General features: G+C 44.7%; 14 protein-coding genes. 3 read left to right on the plus strand and 11 right to left on the minus strand.

The window, feature by feature from the left end:
• Positions 1-201: 201 nt before the first annotated feature.
• From ABLT31_RS16925 to ABLT31_RS16970, 10 genes are all read right to left on the minus strand, one after another.
• On the minus strand, positions 202-1,206 hold the full coding sequence (locus ABLT31_RS16925) for an MBL fold metallo-hydrolase (protein WP_367753683.1): 1,005 nt from the start codon (positions 1,204-1,206) through the stop codon (positions 202-204).
• A gap of 149 nt (positions 1,207-1,355) precedes the next feature.
• Positions 1,356-2,489, minus strand: coding sequence for an acyl-CoA dehydrogenase family protein (locus tag ABLT31_RS16930; RefSeq protein ID WP_367753685.1), 1,134 nt, complete (start codon positions 2,487-2,489; stop codon positions 1,356-1,358).
• A 27-nt stretch (positions 2,490-2,516) separates the two neighbouring features.
• Positions 2,517-3,242: an ABC transporter ATP-binding protein gene (locus ABLT31_RS16935; RefSeq protein ID WP_367753687.1), complete on the minus strand. Its 726-nt coding sequence runs from the start codon at positions 3,240-3,242 to the stop codon at positions 2,517-2,519.
• Complete coding sequence (locus tag ABLT31_RS16940) at positions 3,242-4,009, minus strand: ABC transporter ATP-binding protein (RefSeq protein ID WP_367753689.1); 768 nt, start codon at positions 4,007-4,009, stop codon at positions 3,242-3,244. The genes ABLT31_RS16935 and ABLT31_RS16940 overlap by 1 nt, the downstream gene beginning before the upstream one ends.
• Positions 4,002-5,030, minus strand: a complete 1,029-nt coding sequence (locus tag ABLT31_RS16945; RefSeq protein ID WP_367753691.1) for a branched-chain amino acid ABC transporter permease — start codon at positions 5,028-5,030, stop codon at positions 4,002-4,004. Before ABLT31_RS16945 ends, ABLT31_RS16940 begins: the two co-directional genes overlap by 8 nt.
• Before the next feature lie 15 nt (positions 5,031-5,045).
• A complete protein-coding gene (locus tag ABLT31_RS16950) occupies positions 5,046-5,924 on the minus strand; it encodes a branched-chain amino acid ABC transporter permease (RefSeq protein WP_367753693.1) in 879 nt (292 codons plus the stop codon).
• A gap of 66 nt (positions 5,925-5,990) precedes the next feature.
• Complete coding sequence (locus ABLT31_RS16955; protein WP_367753695.1) at positions 5,991-7,187, minus strand: ABC transporter substrate-binding protein; 1,197 nt, start codon at positions 7,185-7,187, stop codon at positions 5,991-5,993.
• 262 nt (positions 7,188-7,449) lie between these two features.
• The gene (locus tag ABLT31_RS16960; protein ID WP_367753697.1) at positions 7,450-9,660 is read right to left on the minus strand and encodes a helix-turn-helix domain-containing protein; all 2,211 of its coding nucleotides are present in this window, start codon (positions 9,658-9,660) and stop codon (positions 7,450-7,452) included.
• 165 nt (positions 9,661-9,825) lie between these two features.
• Complete coding sequence (locus ABLT31_RS16965; RefSeq protein ID WP_367753699.1) at positions 9,826-10,659, minus strand: hypothetical protein; 834 nt, start codon at positions 10,657-10,659, stop codon at positions 9,826-9,828.
• A 41-nt stretch (positions 10,660-10,700) separates the two neighbouring features.
• Positions 10,701-11,123, minus strand: coding sequence for an acyl-CoA thioesterase (locus tag ABLT31_RS16970; RefSeq protein WP_367753701.1), 423 nt, complete (start codon positions 11,121-11,123; stop codon positions 10,701-10,703).
• Positions 11,124-11,300: 177 nt separating this feature from the next.
• On the opposite strand from ABLT31_RS16970, the gene ABLT31_RS16975 reads away from it, so the two are divergent.
• The 3 genes from ABLT31_RS16975 (at position 11,301) to ABLT31_RS16985 (ending at position 16,274) form a co-directional block, all read left to right on the plus strand.
• Positions 11,301-12,503 carry an ROK family transcriptional regulator gene (locus ABLT31_RS16975; RefSeq protein ID WP_367753703.1) on the plus strand — a complete coding sequence of 401 codons (1,203 nt, stop codon included), beginning with the start codon at positions 11,301-11,303 and terminating at the stop codon, positions 12,501-12,503.
• Positions 12,504-12,705: 202 nt separating this feature from the next.
• Positions 12,706-15,003, plus strand: coding sequence for an arylsulfatase (locus ABLT31_RS16980; RefSeq protein ID WP_367753705.1), 2,298 nt, complete (start codon positions 12,706-12,708; stop codon positions 15,001-15,003).
• A 14-nt stretch (positions 15,004-15,017) separates the two neighbouring features.
• Positions 15,018-16,274, plus strand: a complete 1,257-nt coding sequence (locus tag ABLT31_RS16985) for an anaerobic sulfatase maturase (RefSeq protein WP_367753707.1) — start codon at positions 15,018-15,020, stop codon at positions 16,272-16,274.
• A 130-nt stretch (positions 16,275-16,404) separates the two neighbouring features.
• Here the strand turns inward: ABLT31_RS16985 and ABLT31_RS16990 are convergent, their stop codons facing one another.
• Positions 16,405-17,769, minus strand: a complete 1,365-nt coding sequence (locus ABLT31_RS16990; protein WP_367753709.1) for an MFS transporter — start codon at positions 17,767-17,769, stop codon at positions 16,405-16,407.
• Positions 17,770-17,786 lie beyond the last annotated feature (17 nt).

The raw sequence follows: 17,786 nt of genomic DNA on the forward strand, positions 1-17,786 counted from the left end.
CTTCCAAAAGCACAATATTCAGATTTGGTAAATTACTATAAAAACGTTTAGTCCTATTGTAATACAATTTCGTTCTTCCTTCTACAGTCATAATGAAGCAAAAATGCATATAATTTCATTCTTGATGAACGGTTTTATCCCCTTTCGTTGCGCAAATAAAAAAGCCCTTTTTAAGTTTCATCCTAAAAAGAGCTATCCAAATCAAATAGAATAATACAGAACACCGTCTTTCTCTCTTACTTCCAATTGATGAAGGATCATTAACAAATCAATATGTCCTAAAGTTTCCGACAAAACCAAAGGAAGCTCCTTCTTATACTTCGTAGGGAATAGTAAAGTTGCCAATTCATAGGCTGTTTTTTCACCATCCCGCAATAGTTGGCGAAGTCGGTCTGTCCGTTCCCAATTCTTTTGCAAACGTTGCGAGATCAACTCGCGATGGTTCGTTATCGGCTCACCATGGCCTGCAAAAATGATCTCGATCTCTTTGCTTGCACACATCTCCAATGCCGTGCGATACTGAACCAGCGTTAGAGGCCGTTGATCGGAATGGCCTTGAGGAGGCTCAACAAAAGCATTTGAGGAAATATGCTTGATTAGATGATCGCCTGCGATCATCACCCCATCTTCTGCTCGGTAAAGTGAGATATGGTCCTGGCTATGGCCAGGCGTGTACAAAACTTGCCACTCGGATAACCCAGGCATTGCCTGCTCATGTTTCAGCACTTCATCGATCTGGCTCCGTTCGGCAAATGTCATCATCCTCTTATGATACTTTTCAATAATGCTCAGAGATTCTTCCGGCACTCCATTTTCACGATACAGCTTATCAAAAAACTGTCGGTGAAAAGCGCTAAATTCTTCATTCCACTCTACGTAGGATACAGCTAAAGGATGGGAAAACGTACGAGCTCCAGAGGCTAGACGCATACGTTCCAATAGTCCTGTATGATCCACATGATTGTGGGTTAATACAACTTGTTGAATGTCACTTAAGCTATAACCTATGTCTTCGATTCCCTGTGTTACAGCTTGCCAAGCCTCCGGTGTTAAGGGGCCCACGTCAACAAGCGTTAACCTTTCCCCTTCCAGAAGATAAATATTAACTGGCCCTACCGCAAATGGGGTCGGCACCTCGATATGATAAATTCCCCGTGCTACTTCACCGCGTTTAGCCAGTCTAACCTTGTTGTCGTCATTATTCATCCTATCACCGCCACCGATATCTCTTTTCCATATTTTCCTTAAGTTTACATGACCATTATATATTTTTCCAGTGAAAAGAAATAGCTACATGGTGATAAGCACATAAAACAAGCCCAGAACCACGACGTTCTAGGCTTGAATATCTTAATCTAAGACAAAATCTCCTTCGCAATGACCACGCGCTGGATTTGATTCGTCCCTTCATAGATTTGCATTATTTTTGCATCGCGCATATATTTCTCCACAGGGTATTCCCTGATGTAACCATATCCCCCAAAGACTTGCACGGCGTCTGTAGTCAACTTCATGGCGGTATCTGCTGCAAAGCACTTGGCAAAAGAAGCATGCTTCATCGATGGTCGGCCTTCCTGCAACAGAAAGGCTGCTTTATGCACCAGTAAACGGGCCGCTTCAATATTCATGGCCATATCCGCCAGCATAAATTGAATGGCTTGAAATTGGGAAATGGGTTGACCGAACTGCTTCCTCTCTTTGGAATAAGCCAGCGCTGCTTCATAAGCCCCTTGCGCAACGCCTAGCGCCTGCGCCCCTACCATGGGACGGGCATAAGAGAGTGCCTTCATGAAAATCTTAAAACCTTCCCCTTCATTTCCGATGCGATGGGCAACCGGGACCCTCACTTCCGAAAAGGAGACCGATGCCGTATCCGAAGCGCGAAGACCCATTTTCTTCTCCTTTGGTCCAATGGTTACTCCCGCTGACTCCCGCTCGACAATCAAAGCCGAGAACTTTCTGACATCCCCTAGTTCCGGCTGCTTGGCCAGGACGACAAAGAAATGCGCAAAGCTCGCGTTGGAAATAAAGCATTTGTCCCCGTTGAGGATATATTCATCCCCTACCCTTCTGATCGTTGTAGACGCGTTGGCGACATCGCTTCCCGCTTCAGGCTCCGTCAGGGCAAACGCAGCAAACTCTTCCCCATGCGTTAGCCGGGTTAAAAATCGTTTCTTTAATTCTTCGCTCCCACCCACGAGAATGGGATAGGACGACAAGGAGTTGCCATCTAGGCTCGTGGTGATTCCCGCACAGCCTCGAGCCAACTCTTCCAAGATTAGCGCCTGTGAAATCTTATCAATTCCCGGTCCGCCATATTCCTCCGGAATGCCCAAATTGACAAGGCCGCATTCCCGAAACTTTTTCATGAGGTGCATCGGAAACGTTTCTTCCTCATCATACTTTCTTGCGATGGGGAAAATGACATCATTAGCAAAGTCCCTCGCTAGCGTTCGAATGGCGATGTGATCCTCAGATAATTGAAACATGAACATCCACTCCCTTGTAATCCTTCATTATCCTGTCTTTTTGATTCCTAAGTAGGCTGACATGACTTCCGGATTATTGCCGATCTCTTCATTGGTTCCGTGCAGGACAATTCTGCCCTGATCAATGACATAGGCCCGATTTGCGACTTTTAAAGCGGCCTTCACGTTCTGTTCAACGAGAATGACCATGGTACCCAGCTTCTCTTTAATCACTACTAGATTTTCTAGTATCTCGTTTACAATAATCGGCGCTAAGCCCATTGAGGGCTCATCCAATAAGATGATCTTCGGGTTTGACATCAGTCCCCTTCCGATGGCTAGCATCTGCTGTTCTCCTCCGCTTAGGTTCCCGCCTAGATTATTGAAGTGTTTTTTTAAGTTAGGGAACATCTCCAGCACTTTTTCCAAATTTTCATTTACTAGATTCTTTTCTTTATAGTACTTGGAGTACATTCCTAACAGCAAATTTTCCCTAACCGTCTGATTGCTGAAAATCTGCCGGCCCTCAGGGACCAGCACCAATCCTTTTCCGACGACCTGATGGGCAGGAAAGCCGCTGATCGCCTCGCCATGCAAGACAACTCTCCCCGTAGAAGGTTTATATAGGCCAGCCAGTGTATTCAATAAGGTACTTTTTCCCGCGCCATTGGCACCGATAACCGAAACGATTTCTCCACTATGGACCTCGAGACTGATAGAATGGAGGATTTCTATGTTCCCGATCTGTGTACTTACATTCTCTACCTGAAGCATTAGACCACCTCCTCTCCCAAATACGCCTTGATAACCTTTTCATTCCGCTGAATTTCCGCCGGTGTCCCTTCGGCAATTTTTTGACCGAAATCAATGACCACGATCCGGTCCGCTATTTCCATGACCGCCGCCATCTTATGCTCCACGAACAGGAACGAGCATCCTTTCTTTTTATATTCCACGATATACTCTGACATCCGATTCGTATCGGTGTCATTCAGTCCTGCCATTGGTTCATCAAGCAGAATGAGTTCAGGTTCGTACATCACGGCGCGGGCAAACTCGATCTGCTTTTGGATTCCATAGGACAGTTGTCCCGCCTTTTCATGCATGACTTTTTCTAGCCCCATCATCTCTATGGCCTGCAAAGCCGATTGATAGGATAGCTCTTCATCCTTCTTCACCACAGGCAACCGGAATCCGGCACTTAATACCTTCGTTTTCAGCTTCACATGGGCCCCCATCATGATATTCTCCAGGACACTCATATTTTGGAAGATTTGCAGGTTTTGAAAGGTCCTAGAAATGCCCAGCGGCGCCAATTCGTATATTTTTTTCCCAGTTAACAGATTCCCTTTATAGTAAACCTTTCCGTCAGATGGCGGAATAAAGCAAGATATCATATTAAATAGGGTGGTTTTTCCGGCACCATTAGGGCCAATCACAGCAACGATTTCCCCTTTTCCTACATGAAAATCCACATGATTGACAGCGACTACACCACCGAATCTTTTGGTTAGCCCTTTGACTTCTAATAGATTACTCATTCAAGACTCCTTTCGCTTCGGCCAGCTCTTTGCTTTTTCCGGCTGAAAATTGATGATAAAGTCCCGATCCAATGGAAATGAAGCCTTTGGGAGCAAACATCATGACGACAATAATCATGAATCCGTAAACAACAATCTCAACAGGGCCGCTGATATGCAAATAGTTATGTCCAACAAACCGGATGCCTTCCTGTAAAAACAAGATGATCGCTGTACCTAAAATAGCCCCATATAGGGAATAGCTCCCGCCAATCATAACCATGATGAGCAGCAGTATGGATAAGCTGATATTGAAAGTGGGCGGAGCAATGAAGTTGATGAAGTGGGCGTACAAGCTTCCCGCCAAGGAAGCATAAGCAGCACTAATGGCAAAGATGGCAACCTTATACTTGGCTACATTCACGCCAAGCGTTTGCGTAGCGATTTCACTGTCGTGAATGCTTCTCAGCAGCCGCCCTACATGAGAACGAACGATGTTCGTGGAGAAAAGGATGATGATCCCGACAACCAACCACGTAAAATAGTAGAAATAGAGAGGATTGCCCAGATCAAGACCTAAGAGGTTTAGCTCAGGAATTCCATTCAATCCTAGCGGCCCACCGGTATAATCATCCAATCCAACAATCAGAACGTTGACAATGATATTAAAGCCTAAGGTGGCAAGTGCAAGAAAATGTCCTTTTAGTTTTAAGATAGGTATTCCGATTACATAAGCGATAAAAAATGTCAGGATAATTCCAATTCCCATAGCCAGCCAAGGCGACAAAGTTAATTTCGTAGTAAGCATTCCTGAAACATACGCCCCAATCCCAAAGAACGCGGCATGCCCCAAAGAAACTTGGCCGGCATAGCCGATCAGAAGGCTCAATCCAATGGTTGCAATGGCATATAAACCGATGAGAATCAATAAGGTAAACAGATGTGGCGCATGGACAAAAAACGGTAAGGCCAAAACGATAACAGTCAAGATGATCAATGGTTTCCAGCGATTTCCGTATAACGTTGTTTCAAGGTTCTCCATTTCTTTTCCCCCTTCCTATACCCTTTCTCCGCTGGCTTTGCCGAATAACCCATTTGGCTTAAAGAATAGCACCAATAACAAGACCGTAAAGCTGATGGAGTCGCTGTATGTACTCGAAAACACTCCTCCCGAAAACGCTTCAATTACACCAATCAATAGACCTCCCATTACAGCTCCGGCAATATTATTCATCCCGCCGATGACCATCGCCACAAACCCCTTCAATCCAATTAGAAAGCCCATTTCATAGGTTGCATCTGTCAATGGCGTAATAATGATGCCGGCAATGGCACCAAGGGCGGCAGCCAAGGCGAAGGATAAAGCAGACATGGTTTTCGTATTAATCCCCATCAAGCTGGCCGCGCGGGGATTGCGTTCACTTGCTTTCAGCGCCGAGCCCATGTAGGTTTTATCAAAAAAGAAAAAGAGCAATAGCAGAAGGATAAATAAAGCGGCAAAGATGATTAAGCTTTGAGGATTAATGATCGCTTCCATGAAGTTGATCGGCTGCATGCTGATCAGGGGAGAAAGTGTTTTCGGATAGCTCCCCCAAATGATTAACCCTAAGCCTTTCAGCAAAATAGATAACCCGATCGTAATAATAATTAAGGTGACCGTCGAATTATTCCGTGCGGGGTTGATCACCGACCTCTCAATGAACAGCCCGATCAAGGCGGTAAAGATAATAGCCAAAGGAATGGCAGCCAATTTCGGGAGGCCGAACCCGACCAATGAAATGCAAGACATGGCACCGATCATCGCGAATTCACCCTGGGCAAAATTCAAGATCCCTGTCGTATTGTAGATAGTGACAAAGCCGATGGCCAACAAAGAATAAATGCTTCCTATCGTTAGCCCCGTAATAAGAAATTGCAAGAATTGAGCGGAATCCATCTAAACCCTCCTTGTCTAGTCGTAAAGTTTATGGCAGACCTGATTCTGCCATAAACTTCACTTGATTTACTCGCTATACTTCCAGCTATTGTTCTCGATTCCGAGTACAGCCAACCCATCTGGCTGAGCCGTCAATCTAGTCTCGGCAAAATCAAACGTTCCTGTAATTCCCGGGTATTTTCCTAAGTCCATATTTAGGAAGCTCGTAATATCCGCTGGAGTCGTTTTGCCTGCTTTAATCGCTTCCACAATCATGGAAATGGCATCTTGGGTATGGGCTGCAAACAAGTCAGGTTCACCTTTGTATTCCGCTTGGAAGGCATCGCGGAAAGCAGCTAATCTTTTCTTTTGCTCCGAATCAGGCAACTGGTCTGCCACACTCAGCTTACTGCCGATAACATAAATCCCTTCATTATTATCCTTCACTTGATCCAGGAAGCCCTGATTGGCTGAAGCCGTGCTTTGAATCATCGGTACATTAAAGCCTAGCGATTTAAAGTTCCTTGCGACAATTCCAGCACCAGGCGTTCTCGACCAAACCACAACGACTTCCGGATTCTTCTTTTTCACATTCGTTAACTGAACGGTCATATCCGTAGCCGTTGCATCGAACTCTTCGTGGGCTACAATTTCAATATTGTTCTCCTTGGCAAGCTCCTCGAATGCGGGCAGTCCATCCACTCCGAAAGCATCTTTGGCATTTACCCAAGCTACTTTTGTCATGTTCTTCTTTTTCAGCCAGTCTATAATTTGAACGGCAACCGTCTTTGAGCTTGGCGTCATGACAAAAACATTTTCTGCATCCGATTTAGCAGGTGCAACGGTCACGAAGGGAATTTTTGCCGATACCGCTTTCGGTAGAATCGCCATGGTTGTACTGGCTTGGGTCGCTCCCACTACGGCCACCACTCCTTCGGAAAGCAGGCGATCCATAGCGATGACGGCTTTGGTGTCATCCGTTTCATAGTCTTGGATAACCAATTTGATGGTTTTTCCATTAATAGGGCCCTCTGCATCCAATTGCTTCTGAATCAGCCTGGTCGTTTGCACTTCTGTTAGGCCAAGCGTAGATGCAGGACCTGTCTCTGCTAAAACTAATCCAATCTTTATCTCCTCTGAGGCTTGGCCCGAATTCCCTCCCGATGTATTCGTACTGCTGCTGGAAGGCACCGTGCTTGACGACTGCGGACCGCAACCGACTGCCGTGAGAAACAACGCCATGGCAAGCATAAGAGTAAAAATCCCTTTCATTTTCTTCGTCATCATTAACCCCTCCATTTATTCAATTCGATAACTCTAGTACTATGCCTTAGTTTCAGAGAAAAATAGGTACTTCACCCCCATGAATTGTTAGTAAAACGCTCTCATAAAAGAACTGTGTATACATTTAAAAAACATTCATTTGTTTAAATTTTAGAAAAAATTGCTATTTAAATACACCTACATGACAAAGGAAAAATATTTTTTTTTTCGTTACAATGGTGCAAAAAAAGAACCCTCAAACCAAAGATTTGAGAGTTCCTCACTAAAAATGGTATAAGTCATATAATTTGTAGGCCAGCATGAGATTAAATCGCTCTTCTGCATCATCAATATTGACGTTCAGCAATTCGCGAATTTTCTCCAAACGGTATTTTAGCGAGCTTCGGTGAATAAAGAGATGTTCGGCCGTATCTTTCAAATTTCCATTCATCTGCAAATAAATGCGCAATGTAAGGAATAGCTCTTTTCCTTTCCCGTTCCCATTTCCATAATCCAGAATGGGATCCAGGTATTTTTTGAGGAACAGCGTAGCGGAAAAAGTTTCTTGCAGCTGATGCAAGACCGTATAGGAGCCTAGACTGTCAAAAGTTAAAAATCCTTTGTCCCGATAGCGAGTATTGACGATTTTCAGCGTTTGGATGGCTTGCTTATAACAGGTATAATAGTCATCTACTCCCTTTGCGCTTTGGCTGATCCCTAAGAATACCTCAATCCCTTGGAATTCCTGAGAGATGACTTTTTTCATCCGTTGATAAATGCCATCCCAATAATTTTTCTTTTCTAGCGATTTTTTTTCGGAGGTAATAATGATATAGAACCCATCTTTTCGAGTGAGTATCACGCCGGGTTCTTTTTGGGATAAATCCTCTCGAATCCTCTCCCAAATCCATGTCTTTCTCGCTTCTATATCCAATAGATCTGCTTGATTATATGCGCTGTCATTAAACTCAATGGAAATCAGCCCTACAATATTCGGCTCATGGAGATTAAGCTTGAACAGGTTTGAATATTCCATTAGTCTTTCTTTATCCTCGATCCTTTCGACAAAGAGCTGATTGATGAAGCTATCCTTTACTTGCTCCTTGGCATCAAGGATCAGCTTTTGCTTGACGAATTGTATCGCAAAGACATTAATCGCCTGGTTTAAGGTCATGCGCAGGACCATATCTAATTCCTTTTTGCTCAGGCTTATTCCCAGATAACCCAGTAAGTCCCCGCCTCCTATGACTTTCCAGATGCCAAATTCTCCGTCATCCTCTCCTGTCATCCAATGCACCCTGGTGTTGGCGTTAGCTATTGCCCATTTATCCGCATCCAGCTTGGCCAAGAGCTTGCTTTCCAAGCTTTGGTCTTCCTCTCGGAAGCAGGATGAAATGGGACGAAAAAAGCGGTCGAATAAGACGACTGATCGCCTGATCATCTGGGACAGGGACTGGGTAATCTGTTCAAAGCCTTCTCCCACGAGTGTTTGCTTGACCAATTCCTGGTGGTGGATCATCAATTCTTCTAAACGGGATTTATCTTCCAATTCACTCTTATATAATCTTGCATTCTCAATGAGAACCGAGACATGGGATGCCAAAAACTGCAGAAGCTCTAGATCTTCTGGGGTAAATAATCCATTCGCTTTATTTAAAACATGAAGAACCCCGATCGTTTTCAGATTGACAATCAAGGGAATCGTAATTTCTCCTCCCCCTGGTCTTTCCAAAAAAGAGAAGTGATGAAACAAATGATAATTCTCGTCTAATTGAATCCTAGTTGCGGATAGCATGGGACCATAGGAAGGGGGCTGATAGAGAAAACAGTTCTGAAATTCATCATAAAGGTAAACATAGGCAGATTCCGCATGAGTTCCTTTACCGGCTCTCTCTACGATATTCTTGATTAACTGTTCAATGGATGATCCGAGATAAACATTTTCCTTCAACCATTCCATCCCGCTGATTTTCTTTTTTTCACTTTCTTTTTGAATCGCCATTCCCATGGCTGCAGCAATATCTTTTCCGAATTCTACAAATAACTTGTCTGCATCCATGACGAACGGAACCACATCGCGAAAGCCGATAACACAAATACCCAATGTATTGGAATCGCTTTCTTTGATCGGAACCGTAAACCAGGTAGCAAACCCCTCAGCGTCTAAACTCTCCTGAAACGCACACCGATCTTCTTCGAGAACATTATAATTGCACACCGGCGCTTCCCAAAATCTACTTGAACAATCTTGACCATTTAGTGGAAATGATGCAGCGAATGAAATAAGCTCTCCCTTATCGGATTTGATTTCCAGATTTTCGCCATTCTTTAGAATGATGGATACATAATCACAGGAAAATTGGTCCCAAAAAGATTGAATCAAATAATGGAGGGTCTCATCTAAGGTATCAAATTTAACTAATTGTCTAGCCGTTTTCCGCAAATGAAGATTGATTTTTTCTCTCAGTAAGTCACTCTTTTTGGTATCTATCATTTCATCACCCATCCAACAGTATCAACAAATAATATTCTATATTTTCATTACTATTAATATATACAAACAATTAATCCTACACAATAGAGGAAAGAAAAGATTTTTATCCTACATTATGAATGCAAAAAGGGGTTGATGTCTTGCACGGACCCCAACCCTTTCTTATTATAAGATATAAAATTTACCATCTGCAATTCCAATCGGCCAATGGCCGTGCTCAAATAATTCGATAAAATATTGAAATGGATTTAGTCTCCACCCCCCCGCCAGATCCCCCATGGTCTCCCAAGCGCATGCCGTTTTCATCATATTTACCGCAGATTGGCTCGCCTCATAATGCACCTTGTCATCCGATCTCAGATAATGCAAGGAAGCTCCGCAAAGCGATGGCTGATTCACCAGCTTTGCTATCCCATCGATGGTACCCGCTAATATTTCTCCCCTTTCTAGAGGCTCGGCTGTCTGAGCGATATAGCCCCTGATCTCCTGCGCTCGGTCCCAAAGCTTGTTCCCCCCCCTATTCATCGTTTCAATAAGGGTGGGAAGGTGTTCTTCATTTACCCAAGCGATCGGATAGCCCTCAAGGGAAAGATTGGAAAGAGCCTTCCAGATAGCCTTGTTGCAATCCGAACAGCCTTGATGTTCTCCCGCAGATGAAAACCAATTCACTTTGGCAATCCGATTGATCATACTGACGATATTTTTGCCATTGGATCCATACAGCCGATCAATGGATTCTTCAGATACAACCGAGATTTTGCTGCAGATGGCGTCTTTCTCATCAAAAGCGAGAATATCCCGGGAATCAACCTGAACCTGGAGCAGCCGAAAAGGCCAACGGTGCTGCAAGGCGGATCGCATCTCTTGGGTGAAGCGCTTGTGGACCGTCAGCATGGAATCCCCTTGCGCATCTACGGTAGTGCTCGGATGATAGATAACCGTCGGGTCCTGCAAATCTCGGTATTCAATATCGGTAATCTTCCAACCAACTAGGCTCATATTTTTCAACTCCATTGATTACTCAGCACACGGTATGTTACCTACCCCGCAAACGTCTTCGAACCCGTAAAAATCTCACGAATGTGCTCAGGGATGCTAACCGCTTTCGGTTTTTCTTGCGCAAAAGAGGTCCATGCCCGAACCGTGTGTCCATGGGCCAGCAGCGTATCCCCCCGATAAAACTCATGGGTCATGCGGAATACTTTGTCCCGAACTTCCACAATCTGGGTTTCGAGCCTAATTTCATCCTCGAAATACGCAGGTGTCTTAAATTCGCAATGGGTTTCGAGTAAAGGCCACCCAATCTTTTGTTCATCCCGCAATTGAGATGCTGGAAAGCCTATTTCGGTGAAAATGTCATGGGTGGCATGATCGATCCACTTGTAAAAATTGGGGAAGTAAACAATACCCGCCGCATCCGTGTCTGCCCATCTCACTTTGAATTCAAAAGTCGTACGAAACATAATTCCCCTCCTAGTTTTACTGTATGTTAAATTATAAGGACCTTTTAGGCAGAGAAAAACGTACATGGTGGATGAAAAATAAACATTTTTTCGTCTATGGCGCTTATAGTACAGCCGGAAGAACGCTCTTCCACAATTTGTGGTAAAGTTATAATAGTACATATGGGGGAGGTTGCCATGTTTAAATCTTTTATTGAGGATACTTCACCTAAGAATCGCAGTTTGAGAGAACTCTATCAATTCATTTATGAGCATGGTCCCATTCACAAAGCCCAGCTCCTCAAAATTACCCAACACAAGCAAACGACCTTAGCCCGTATGATAGATGAATTATTGGGTCATGGTTTTATTAGAGAAAGCGGGACAGGGGAATCCTATGTAGGTAGACCCCCTGTTCTCTACCATATTGAACCCCGATGCAGCTACATTGTATCTGTCACCATATCCCGCATGAAAACGGAAGTGGCTCTGTTTGACCTTCTTTTCCATCGCATTGAATACCAGTCCTTTAATATGACAAAGGATCAAACTTCTGTTGTCGTACTGCCGAAAATCATTAAAATGATTCAATCCCTTATGGAAAAGTACAGATTCAGTGTAGACGAGCTATTGGGTATCGGGATTGGAGCCATTGGTCCGCTCGATAAGCAAAAAGGCATCATTGTCGATCCTGAGCCTTTCTTTGCAACGGGTTGGGCCAACATACCGATTGTGGATGTGCTCACGGACTTTTTCCCGGTGAAGATTCTGCTCGAAAATTGGGCCAATGCCGCTCTCATAGGAGAATATAAACATGGGAAAATGCCCAATCATAACATTCTCTATGCCATCAATAGCTGGGGACTGGGAGTCGCTGCGCTCGTCAATGGGGATTTGGTTAGCCGCACAGGAAACACCACGCGAAGCGGCCATATCATCATTGATCCCCATGGGCGTGCATGCCTTTGTGGGAAACGGGGCTGTTTGCTTTCCTATGTCTCTTTGTTTTCTATTTTAAATGCCGTGGAGGAACAGCATCAGGATATAGATTGGCGAGAGAAGGATTGGGATCGCGTATCCACCGAAGAAGTCATTTGCTTGTTAAAGCGAGAACAGCCTCTTGTGCATGAAGCGGTACTGGAATCCGCTTATTATTATGGAATCGGCATTGCCAATTTAATCAATACTCTGCATTCAGAGCTCGTCATTCTTGGAGGACCGCTGATCCATGGATACCCTGGCTTTTTTGAAAAGGTCGTTGAAGTTGCTTCCCATTACCTTGAACCAAGGAGCCAAAGCGTCAAATTCACGCAAGGAACGCTCAAAGAGGGGGCGGCAGTTGTGGGTAGCGCTTATCTCATAGGGGACTCTTGTCTCCATCCCAAACGCAATAATCATTAAATCCCAGTTTATATGGCCATAGTGGATTAAAATTTATTTTCATTTAGTCCACTATGGGGATTGAATTTACTGAAAAAAAACTATATTCTATACAAAGTATTATAACCAAATTGGATAAAACGTAGGAGGGATAAGCTTACTACATAGTATTCTCTTGTTTTTAATTTTAACCAAAATGGACAAAAAGGGAGGAAGATGTAAAATGGATGGAAGCTTGAAAAGGAAAATGTCTTCTTTGCTGAAAATGACAGCAGTTGGATCAATGCTAGCGGCTACGACCAATATGACATCCGCTTGGGCTAACCCGGAGACCAACTCTCTGATTCAACCCAAAAAGGTGGAAATCAATAATAGCAGCGGAGAAAAAAAAGAAAACCCCAATATTGTCTATATCTTGCTTGATGATATGGGTTTTTCGGATTTGGGAAGCTACGGTTCGGAGATCAAAACCCCTAACATCGATAAACTGGCAGCCAATGGACTGCGCTATAATAACTTCCACGCCAATCCAATGTGCTCTCCAACGCGCGCTTCCCTGCTGACAGGGAGAAATCACCATTCGGTCGGAATGGGTACCGTAGCCAATTTTGATCTGGGTCCGGACAGCCATACTCAAGGACGCATCAAACCGGAAGCGGCAACCATTGCTGAAGTTCTAAAAGAAAACGGATACAGCACCTTTGCTGTCACCAAATGGCATGCGGCACCTTTGCATGAAATCACTCCTGCCGGACCATTCCATAATTGGCCATTAGGAAAAGGGTTTGAACGCTTTTACGGTTTTTTGGAAAGCCATACCGACCAGTTTGCTCCAGAGCTTGTCTATGACAACCATATGGTGGATGTTCCGGAAAAGGAAAATTATCACGTGACCGAGGATTTTATCGATCATGCCAATCAATTTATAACGGATCAAGTATCGATTACGCCCGATAAGCCCTTTTTGCTTTATCTTGGGCCCGGGGCTACCCACTCCCCCATTCAGGTTCCGCAGAAGTATATCGATATGTATAAAGGGGCTTATGACAAAGGCTGGGATAAAATCAGGGAAGAACGCTTTGAACGCCAGAAGGAACTGGGGATCATCCCGTCGGATGCCAAGCTCCCCGCCAGCGATCCCCGCGTAAAAGCCTGGGATTCCTTGAGCACTGACGAAAAGCGAACCTACGTGCGTTTCCAGGAAGCCTATGCCGGCTTCGTTACACATACGGATGAGCAAATCGGTCGTTTCGTCTCCCACTTAGAAGAAATCGGCGAACTGGACAACACCCTGATTGTCCTCATGTCGGACAACGGTGCCAGCATGGAAAGCCCGAATGGCTCGACCTCCTTCATCAATTACCTTAATGCCTTTCCGGTAGATGTGAAGGACCTTATCCCCATTACCGATAAAATCGGCGGTCCTGATGTCCGCGCCGCGTATCCGCTAGGTTGGGCCCAGGTTGGCAGCACCCCATTTAAGCAATATAAAACAACGGTGCATAATGGCGGGACCCAAGTTCCATTCATCGTCCACTGGCCGGACGGAATCAAAGACAAAGGAGCCATTCGAACCCAGTATCACCATGTCACTGATGTCACCCCTACAGCGTACGAGCTTCTGGGAATACAGGCACCTGACATTTACAAAGGGATCAAGCAGATGCCTGTTCACGGCATCAGCATGGCCTATACCTTTGCCGATCCCGAAGCGCCAACCAAAAAGACAACACAGTACTATTCGATTAATGAAAATCGGGCCATCATGCATGATGGATGGAAAGCGGTTACGCTACACAAGCCAGGTGAACCATTCGAAAATGATCAATGGGAGCTTTATCAATCGGACATTGATTTTACAGAGGTAAATGATTTGGCTAAAACGTATCCGGACAAGCTTAACGAACTGCAGCAATTATGGTGGTCCGAGGCGGAAAAATACGGCGCATTGCCTTTTGAATTCGATCGCAAAAAAGCAAGATCCTACCTCAACCCTAATGCAGTCAATAATCGAAATCACTTTACCTATTACCAGGAGATGGAACACCTTGGAACCTATGCCGCGCCGAAATTGCAAAATCGTTCCTACACGATTACAGCCAAGGTAAATCGCCCTGATGAGAAGACGGACGGTGTCCTTGTCGCCCATGGAGATCATATCAGCGGCTATACTTTGTACCTGAAAGAAAACCGGCTTGTCTATGAATACAATTACATCGGCAAGGTTTACAAAGCCGTTTCCGAAAGTGAGGTTCCGGCTGGCGAATCCACCCTCCGCTTTGAATTCCAAAAAACGGGCCCAAATCGAGGGATAGGATCCTTATTTATTAACGATAAAAAAGTAGGGAAAGTCGATATGCCCAAAACATTTGCTTCCACCATTACCGAGGAAGGTCTAGATGTTGGAAGAGATTTGCTGCACCCCGTAAGCCCGGATTATGCAGGCAATGAGTTCGGCGGTAAAATCTATAAAATTGAGTTTGATTTGAAAAATGATCAGCTAGACAAACAAGCGAATTAATAGGAGAAGAGCTTATGACAGAAAAATCCGCGCCGCAGGGATTCCATATGCTGGCCAAGCCTACAGGGCCCATATGCAACCTAGATTGTGATTATTGCTTTTATACCGAAAAGGAAGCGCTTTTCTCGCGCAATCCCACGTACCGCATGTCGGACGAAGTGCTGGAAGCGTTTATCCAAAAATACATCGAGACGCAAACGTCGCCGGAAGTATCCTTCGTTTGGCAAGGCGGCGAGCCCACTTTGATTGGTCTTGATTTCTATCGAAAGGTCGTTCAGTTCCAAAGGAAATATGCAGGCGGAAAACGGATCGAGAATTCCTTGCAAACCAATGGTACTCTGCTGGATGAAGAATGGTGCGCATTTCTCGCAGAGAATCGCTTCATGGTTGGCTTAAGCTTGGATGGCCCCGAATTCATCCATGACCGTTATAGGGTTGACCGGGGAAAGAAACCCACTTTTCATCGAGTGATGCGAGCGCTTAAGTTATTGCAGGCGTTTGGTGTAGAGTATAATATCCTCGCCTGCGTCACACGGGAGTCCTCACAGCATCCATTGGAAGTTTACCGGTTTTTCAAAGAGCAAGGCATACGGTTTATTCAGTTTATCCCGATTGTGGAGAGAGCTCCCGACCGGATCGCCGCAGATTTGGGGCTGCGCCATGCGGCTCCCTCTTCTCCCAAACAGCAGGATGTGCAGCAGGAAGTCACTGCTTGGTCAGTAGAACCCGAAGCCTATGGGGATTATCTCAACCAAATCTTCGATGAATGGGTCAAGCAGGATGTCGGCACGGTTCACGTCATGAATTTTGAATGGGCCTTAACCTCTTGGCTCGGTCTGCCGTCCACGATTTGCATTTTTTCTGAGCGATGCGGACAAGCTGTAGTCATGGAGCACAACGGGGATATCTATTCCTGCGACCATTATGTCTACCCTCAGCATAAGCTGGGGAATATCCTTCATGATAATCCCCATGAGCTGATGATGTCTGACCAGCAGATCGGTTTCGGAGCAAGTAAAGCCCTCGATTTGCCCTTGGAATGCCAAAGGTGCGAAGTTCGGTTTGCCTGTCATGGGGAATGTCCGAAGCGCCGTTTTACGCTATCCGGTGAGGGCGAGCCCGGACTGAATTACCTTTGTAAAGGATATAAAAAGTATTTTCGCCATATCCACCCCTACATGAAGGTAATGGTCCAGCTTATCGAGCATGGTCTCCCCGCATCAAAAGTAATGGACGTAATTAAAGGTCCACTTATTGTGAAAACCAAATAAATACACAAAGGAATAGACCCTTGTTGTCAGTGGTCTATTCCTTTTTCTTTGCATTGCCCATAATGGATAAAAAGAAAAGGCTGACTCCTAGGTCGGTTTTACCGACCTTTCGGGACAGCCTCTACTTCATTTACATTACTTTTCGTGAATCCCCATACTCTTCTTTCGTTACCTCAATACTCTGATTTTCTTTATTATATTCAGCATACTTTTCCTGAATTAGAGCATTGGCAATCCCAGCCATTACAGCAGCAATGGAAATGACCAAGAAGTTCCATTGTACGGGAAAATTCATAGAAAGCAGAAATCCTACTAAAATGGGGGCTACGATACCGCCAATCCGTCCAAATCCCATGGAAACGCCCAATCCCGTGGAACGTATATATGCAGGGTAGTATTGAGAGACAAAAGCATTTACAATATTTTGCGCTCCTACCGTCGCCGCTCCCACAATAAAAATCAAACCGTATAAGAGGATAATATTTCCTTTAAATCCAAGAAAGGAGATCGCTAGAGCCCCTACTGCATACAGGGGCACGAGAACTTTCTTGAACCCCCACATATCCGTCAGCTTCCCAAGCGTTACCGCTCCAAAAATAGCGCCTACATTCATCACAACCATAAACATCAAGCTAGAGCCCAGGTCGTACCCGGCTTGCACCATTAGTTTGGGAAGCCATGTATTCATTGCGTAAATTAAGACAAAGGAGGAAAAAATCCCTATCCAGAACATTACTGTACTAAAGCCTCGACCGTTTTCAAACAGCTTCATCACAGGTGAACCGGCTTGTTGAACCTCGCCTTTCTCAAAAACTTCCCCTTTACTTGGACGGTATTCAGGATTTGCCTTGCCTAATAGCTTTTTCAATTCCTCATCCTTCCCTTTGATTAGGAGAGACGTAGTTGATTCAGGAAGCATCTTGATCATCAAAGGAATCAAGAATAAAGGCAGCCCCGCTAATAAATAGACGGGCTTCCATCCCACGGTAAGGACTAAGCTCTTGCTTAACAAAGAACAAAGGATGGCTCCTACGGAATAGCCACAGAAAATAAAAGCAATGACAGCATTCCGAATCGATTTTGGAGAATAGTCAGCAGCCAATGCAATGACGTTTGGCATAACGCCGCCAAGTCCCATACCGGCAATGACCCGACAAATCGTAAACATGACTGGACCGTTGGCCAGCCCCGATAGACACGTAAAAAGGCTGAACATTACAGTACACAGTAAAATGATTCTCTTTCTCCCTATTTTATCCGCTGCAAGTCCGAAAATGATGGCACCGAGAGCCGTGCCAACAACCGTGTAGCTGCCGATTGCTCCTGCCGTAACCGGAGAAAGCGACCATTCCTCAATTAGAAGAGGAACTGTAGCACCATAGATGACAACATCATACCCATCGAAAACAAGGATAAGAAAACACCAAAAGATCAACGAGAAATGAAAGCGATTAAACTTTGAAGGATCGATAATTTGATTGACTTGAGTACGCAAGTTAAAGCACCTCTTCT

The organism is Ammoniphilus soli (genome assembly GCF_040813775.1).

What these genes read in the sequence shown, in the direction of transcription:
- ABLT31_RS16950 (WP_367753693.1), bottom strand. Translation starts at nt 5,924, where the DNA reads ATGGATTCCGCTCAATTCTTGCAATTTCTTATTACGGGGCTAACGATA.
- ABLT31_RS16960 (WP_367753697.1), bottom strand. Translation starts at nt 9,660, where the DNA reads ATGATAGATACCAAAAAGAGTGACTTACTGAGAGAAAAAATCAATCTT.
- ABLT31_RS16930 (WP_367753685.1), bottom strand. Translation starts at nt 2,489, where the DNA reads ATGTTTCAATTATCTGAGGATCACATCGCCATTCGAACGCTAGCGAGG.
- ABLT31_RS16940 (WP_367753689.1), bottom strand. Translation starts at nt 4,009, where the DNA reads ATGAGTAATCTATTAGAAGTCAAAGGGCTAACCAAAAGATTCGGTGGT.
- ABLT31_RS16975 (WP_367753703.1), top strand. Translation starts at nt 11,301, where the DNA reads ATGTTTAAATCTTTTATTGAGGATACTTCACCTAAGAATCGCAGTTTG.
- ABLT31_RS16970 (WP_367753701.1), bottom strand. Translation starts at nt 11,123, where the DNA reads ATGTTTCGTACGACTTTTGAATTCAAAGTGAGATGGGCAGACACGGAT.
- ABLT31_RS16980 (WP_367753705.1), top strand. Translation starts at nt 12,706, where the DNA reads ATGGATGGAAGCTTGAAAAGGAAAATGTCTTCTTTGCTGAAAATGACA.
- ABLT31_RS16945 (WP_367753691.1), bottom strand. Translation starts at nt 5,030, where the DNA reads ATGGAGAACCTTGAAACAACGTTATACGGAAATCGCTGGAAACCATTG.
- ABLT31_RS16965 (WP_367753699.1), bottom strand. Translation starts at nt 10,659, where the DNA reads ATGAGCCTAGTTGGTTGGAAGATTACCGATATTGAATACCGAGATTTG.
- ABLT31_RS16935 (WP_367753687.1), bottom strand. Translation starts at nt 3,242, where the DNA reads ATGCTTCAGGTAGAGAATGTAAGTACACAGATCGGGAACATAGAAATC.
- ABLT31_RS16925 (WP_367753683.1), bottom strand. Translation starts at nt 1,206, where the DNA reads ATGAATAATGACGACAACAAGGTTAGACTGGCTAAACGCGGTGAAGTA.
- ABLT31_RS16985 (WP_367753707.1), top strand. Translation starts at nt 15,018, where the DNA reads ATGACAGAAAAATCCGCGCCGCAGGGATTCCATATGCTGGCCAAGCCT.
- ABLT31_RS16955 (WP_367753695.1), bottom strand. Translation starts at nt 7,187, where the DNA reads ATGACGAAGAAAATGAAAGGGATTTTTACTCTTATGCTTGCCATGGCG.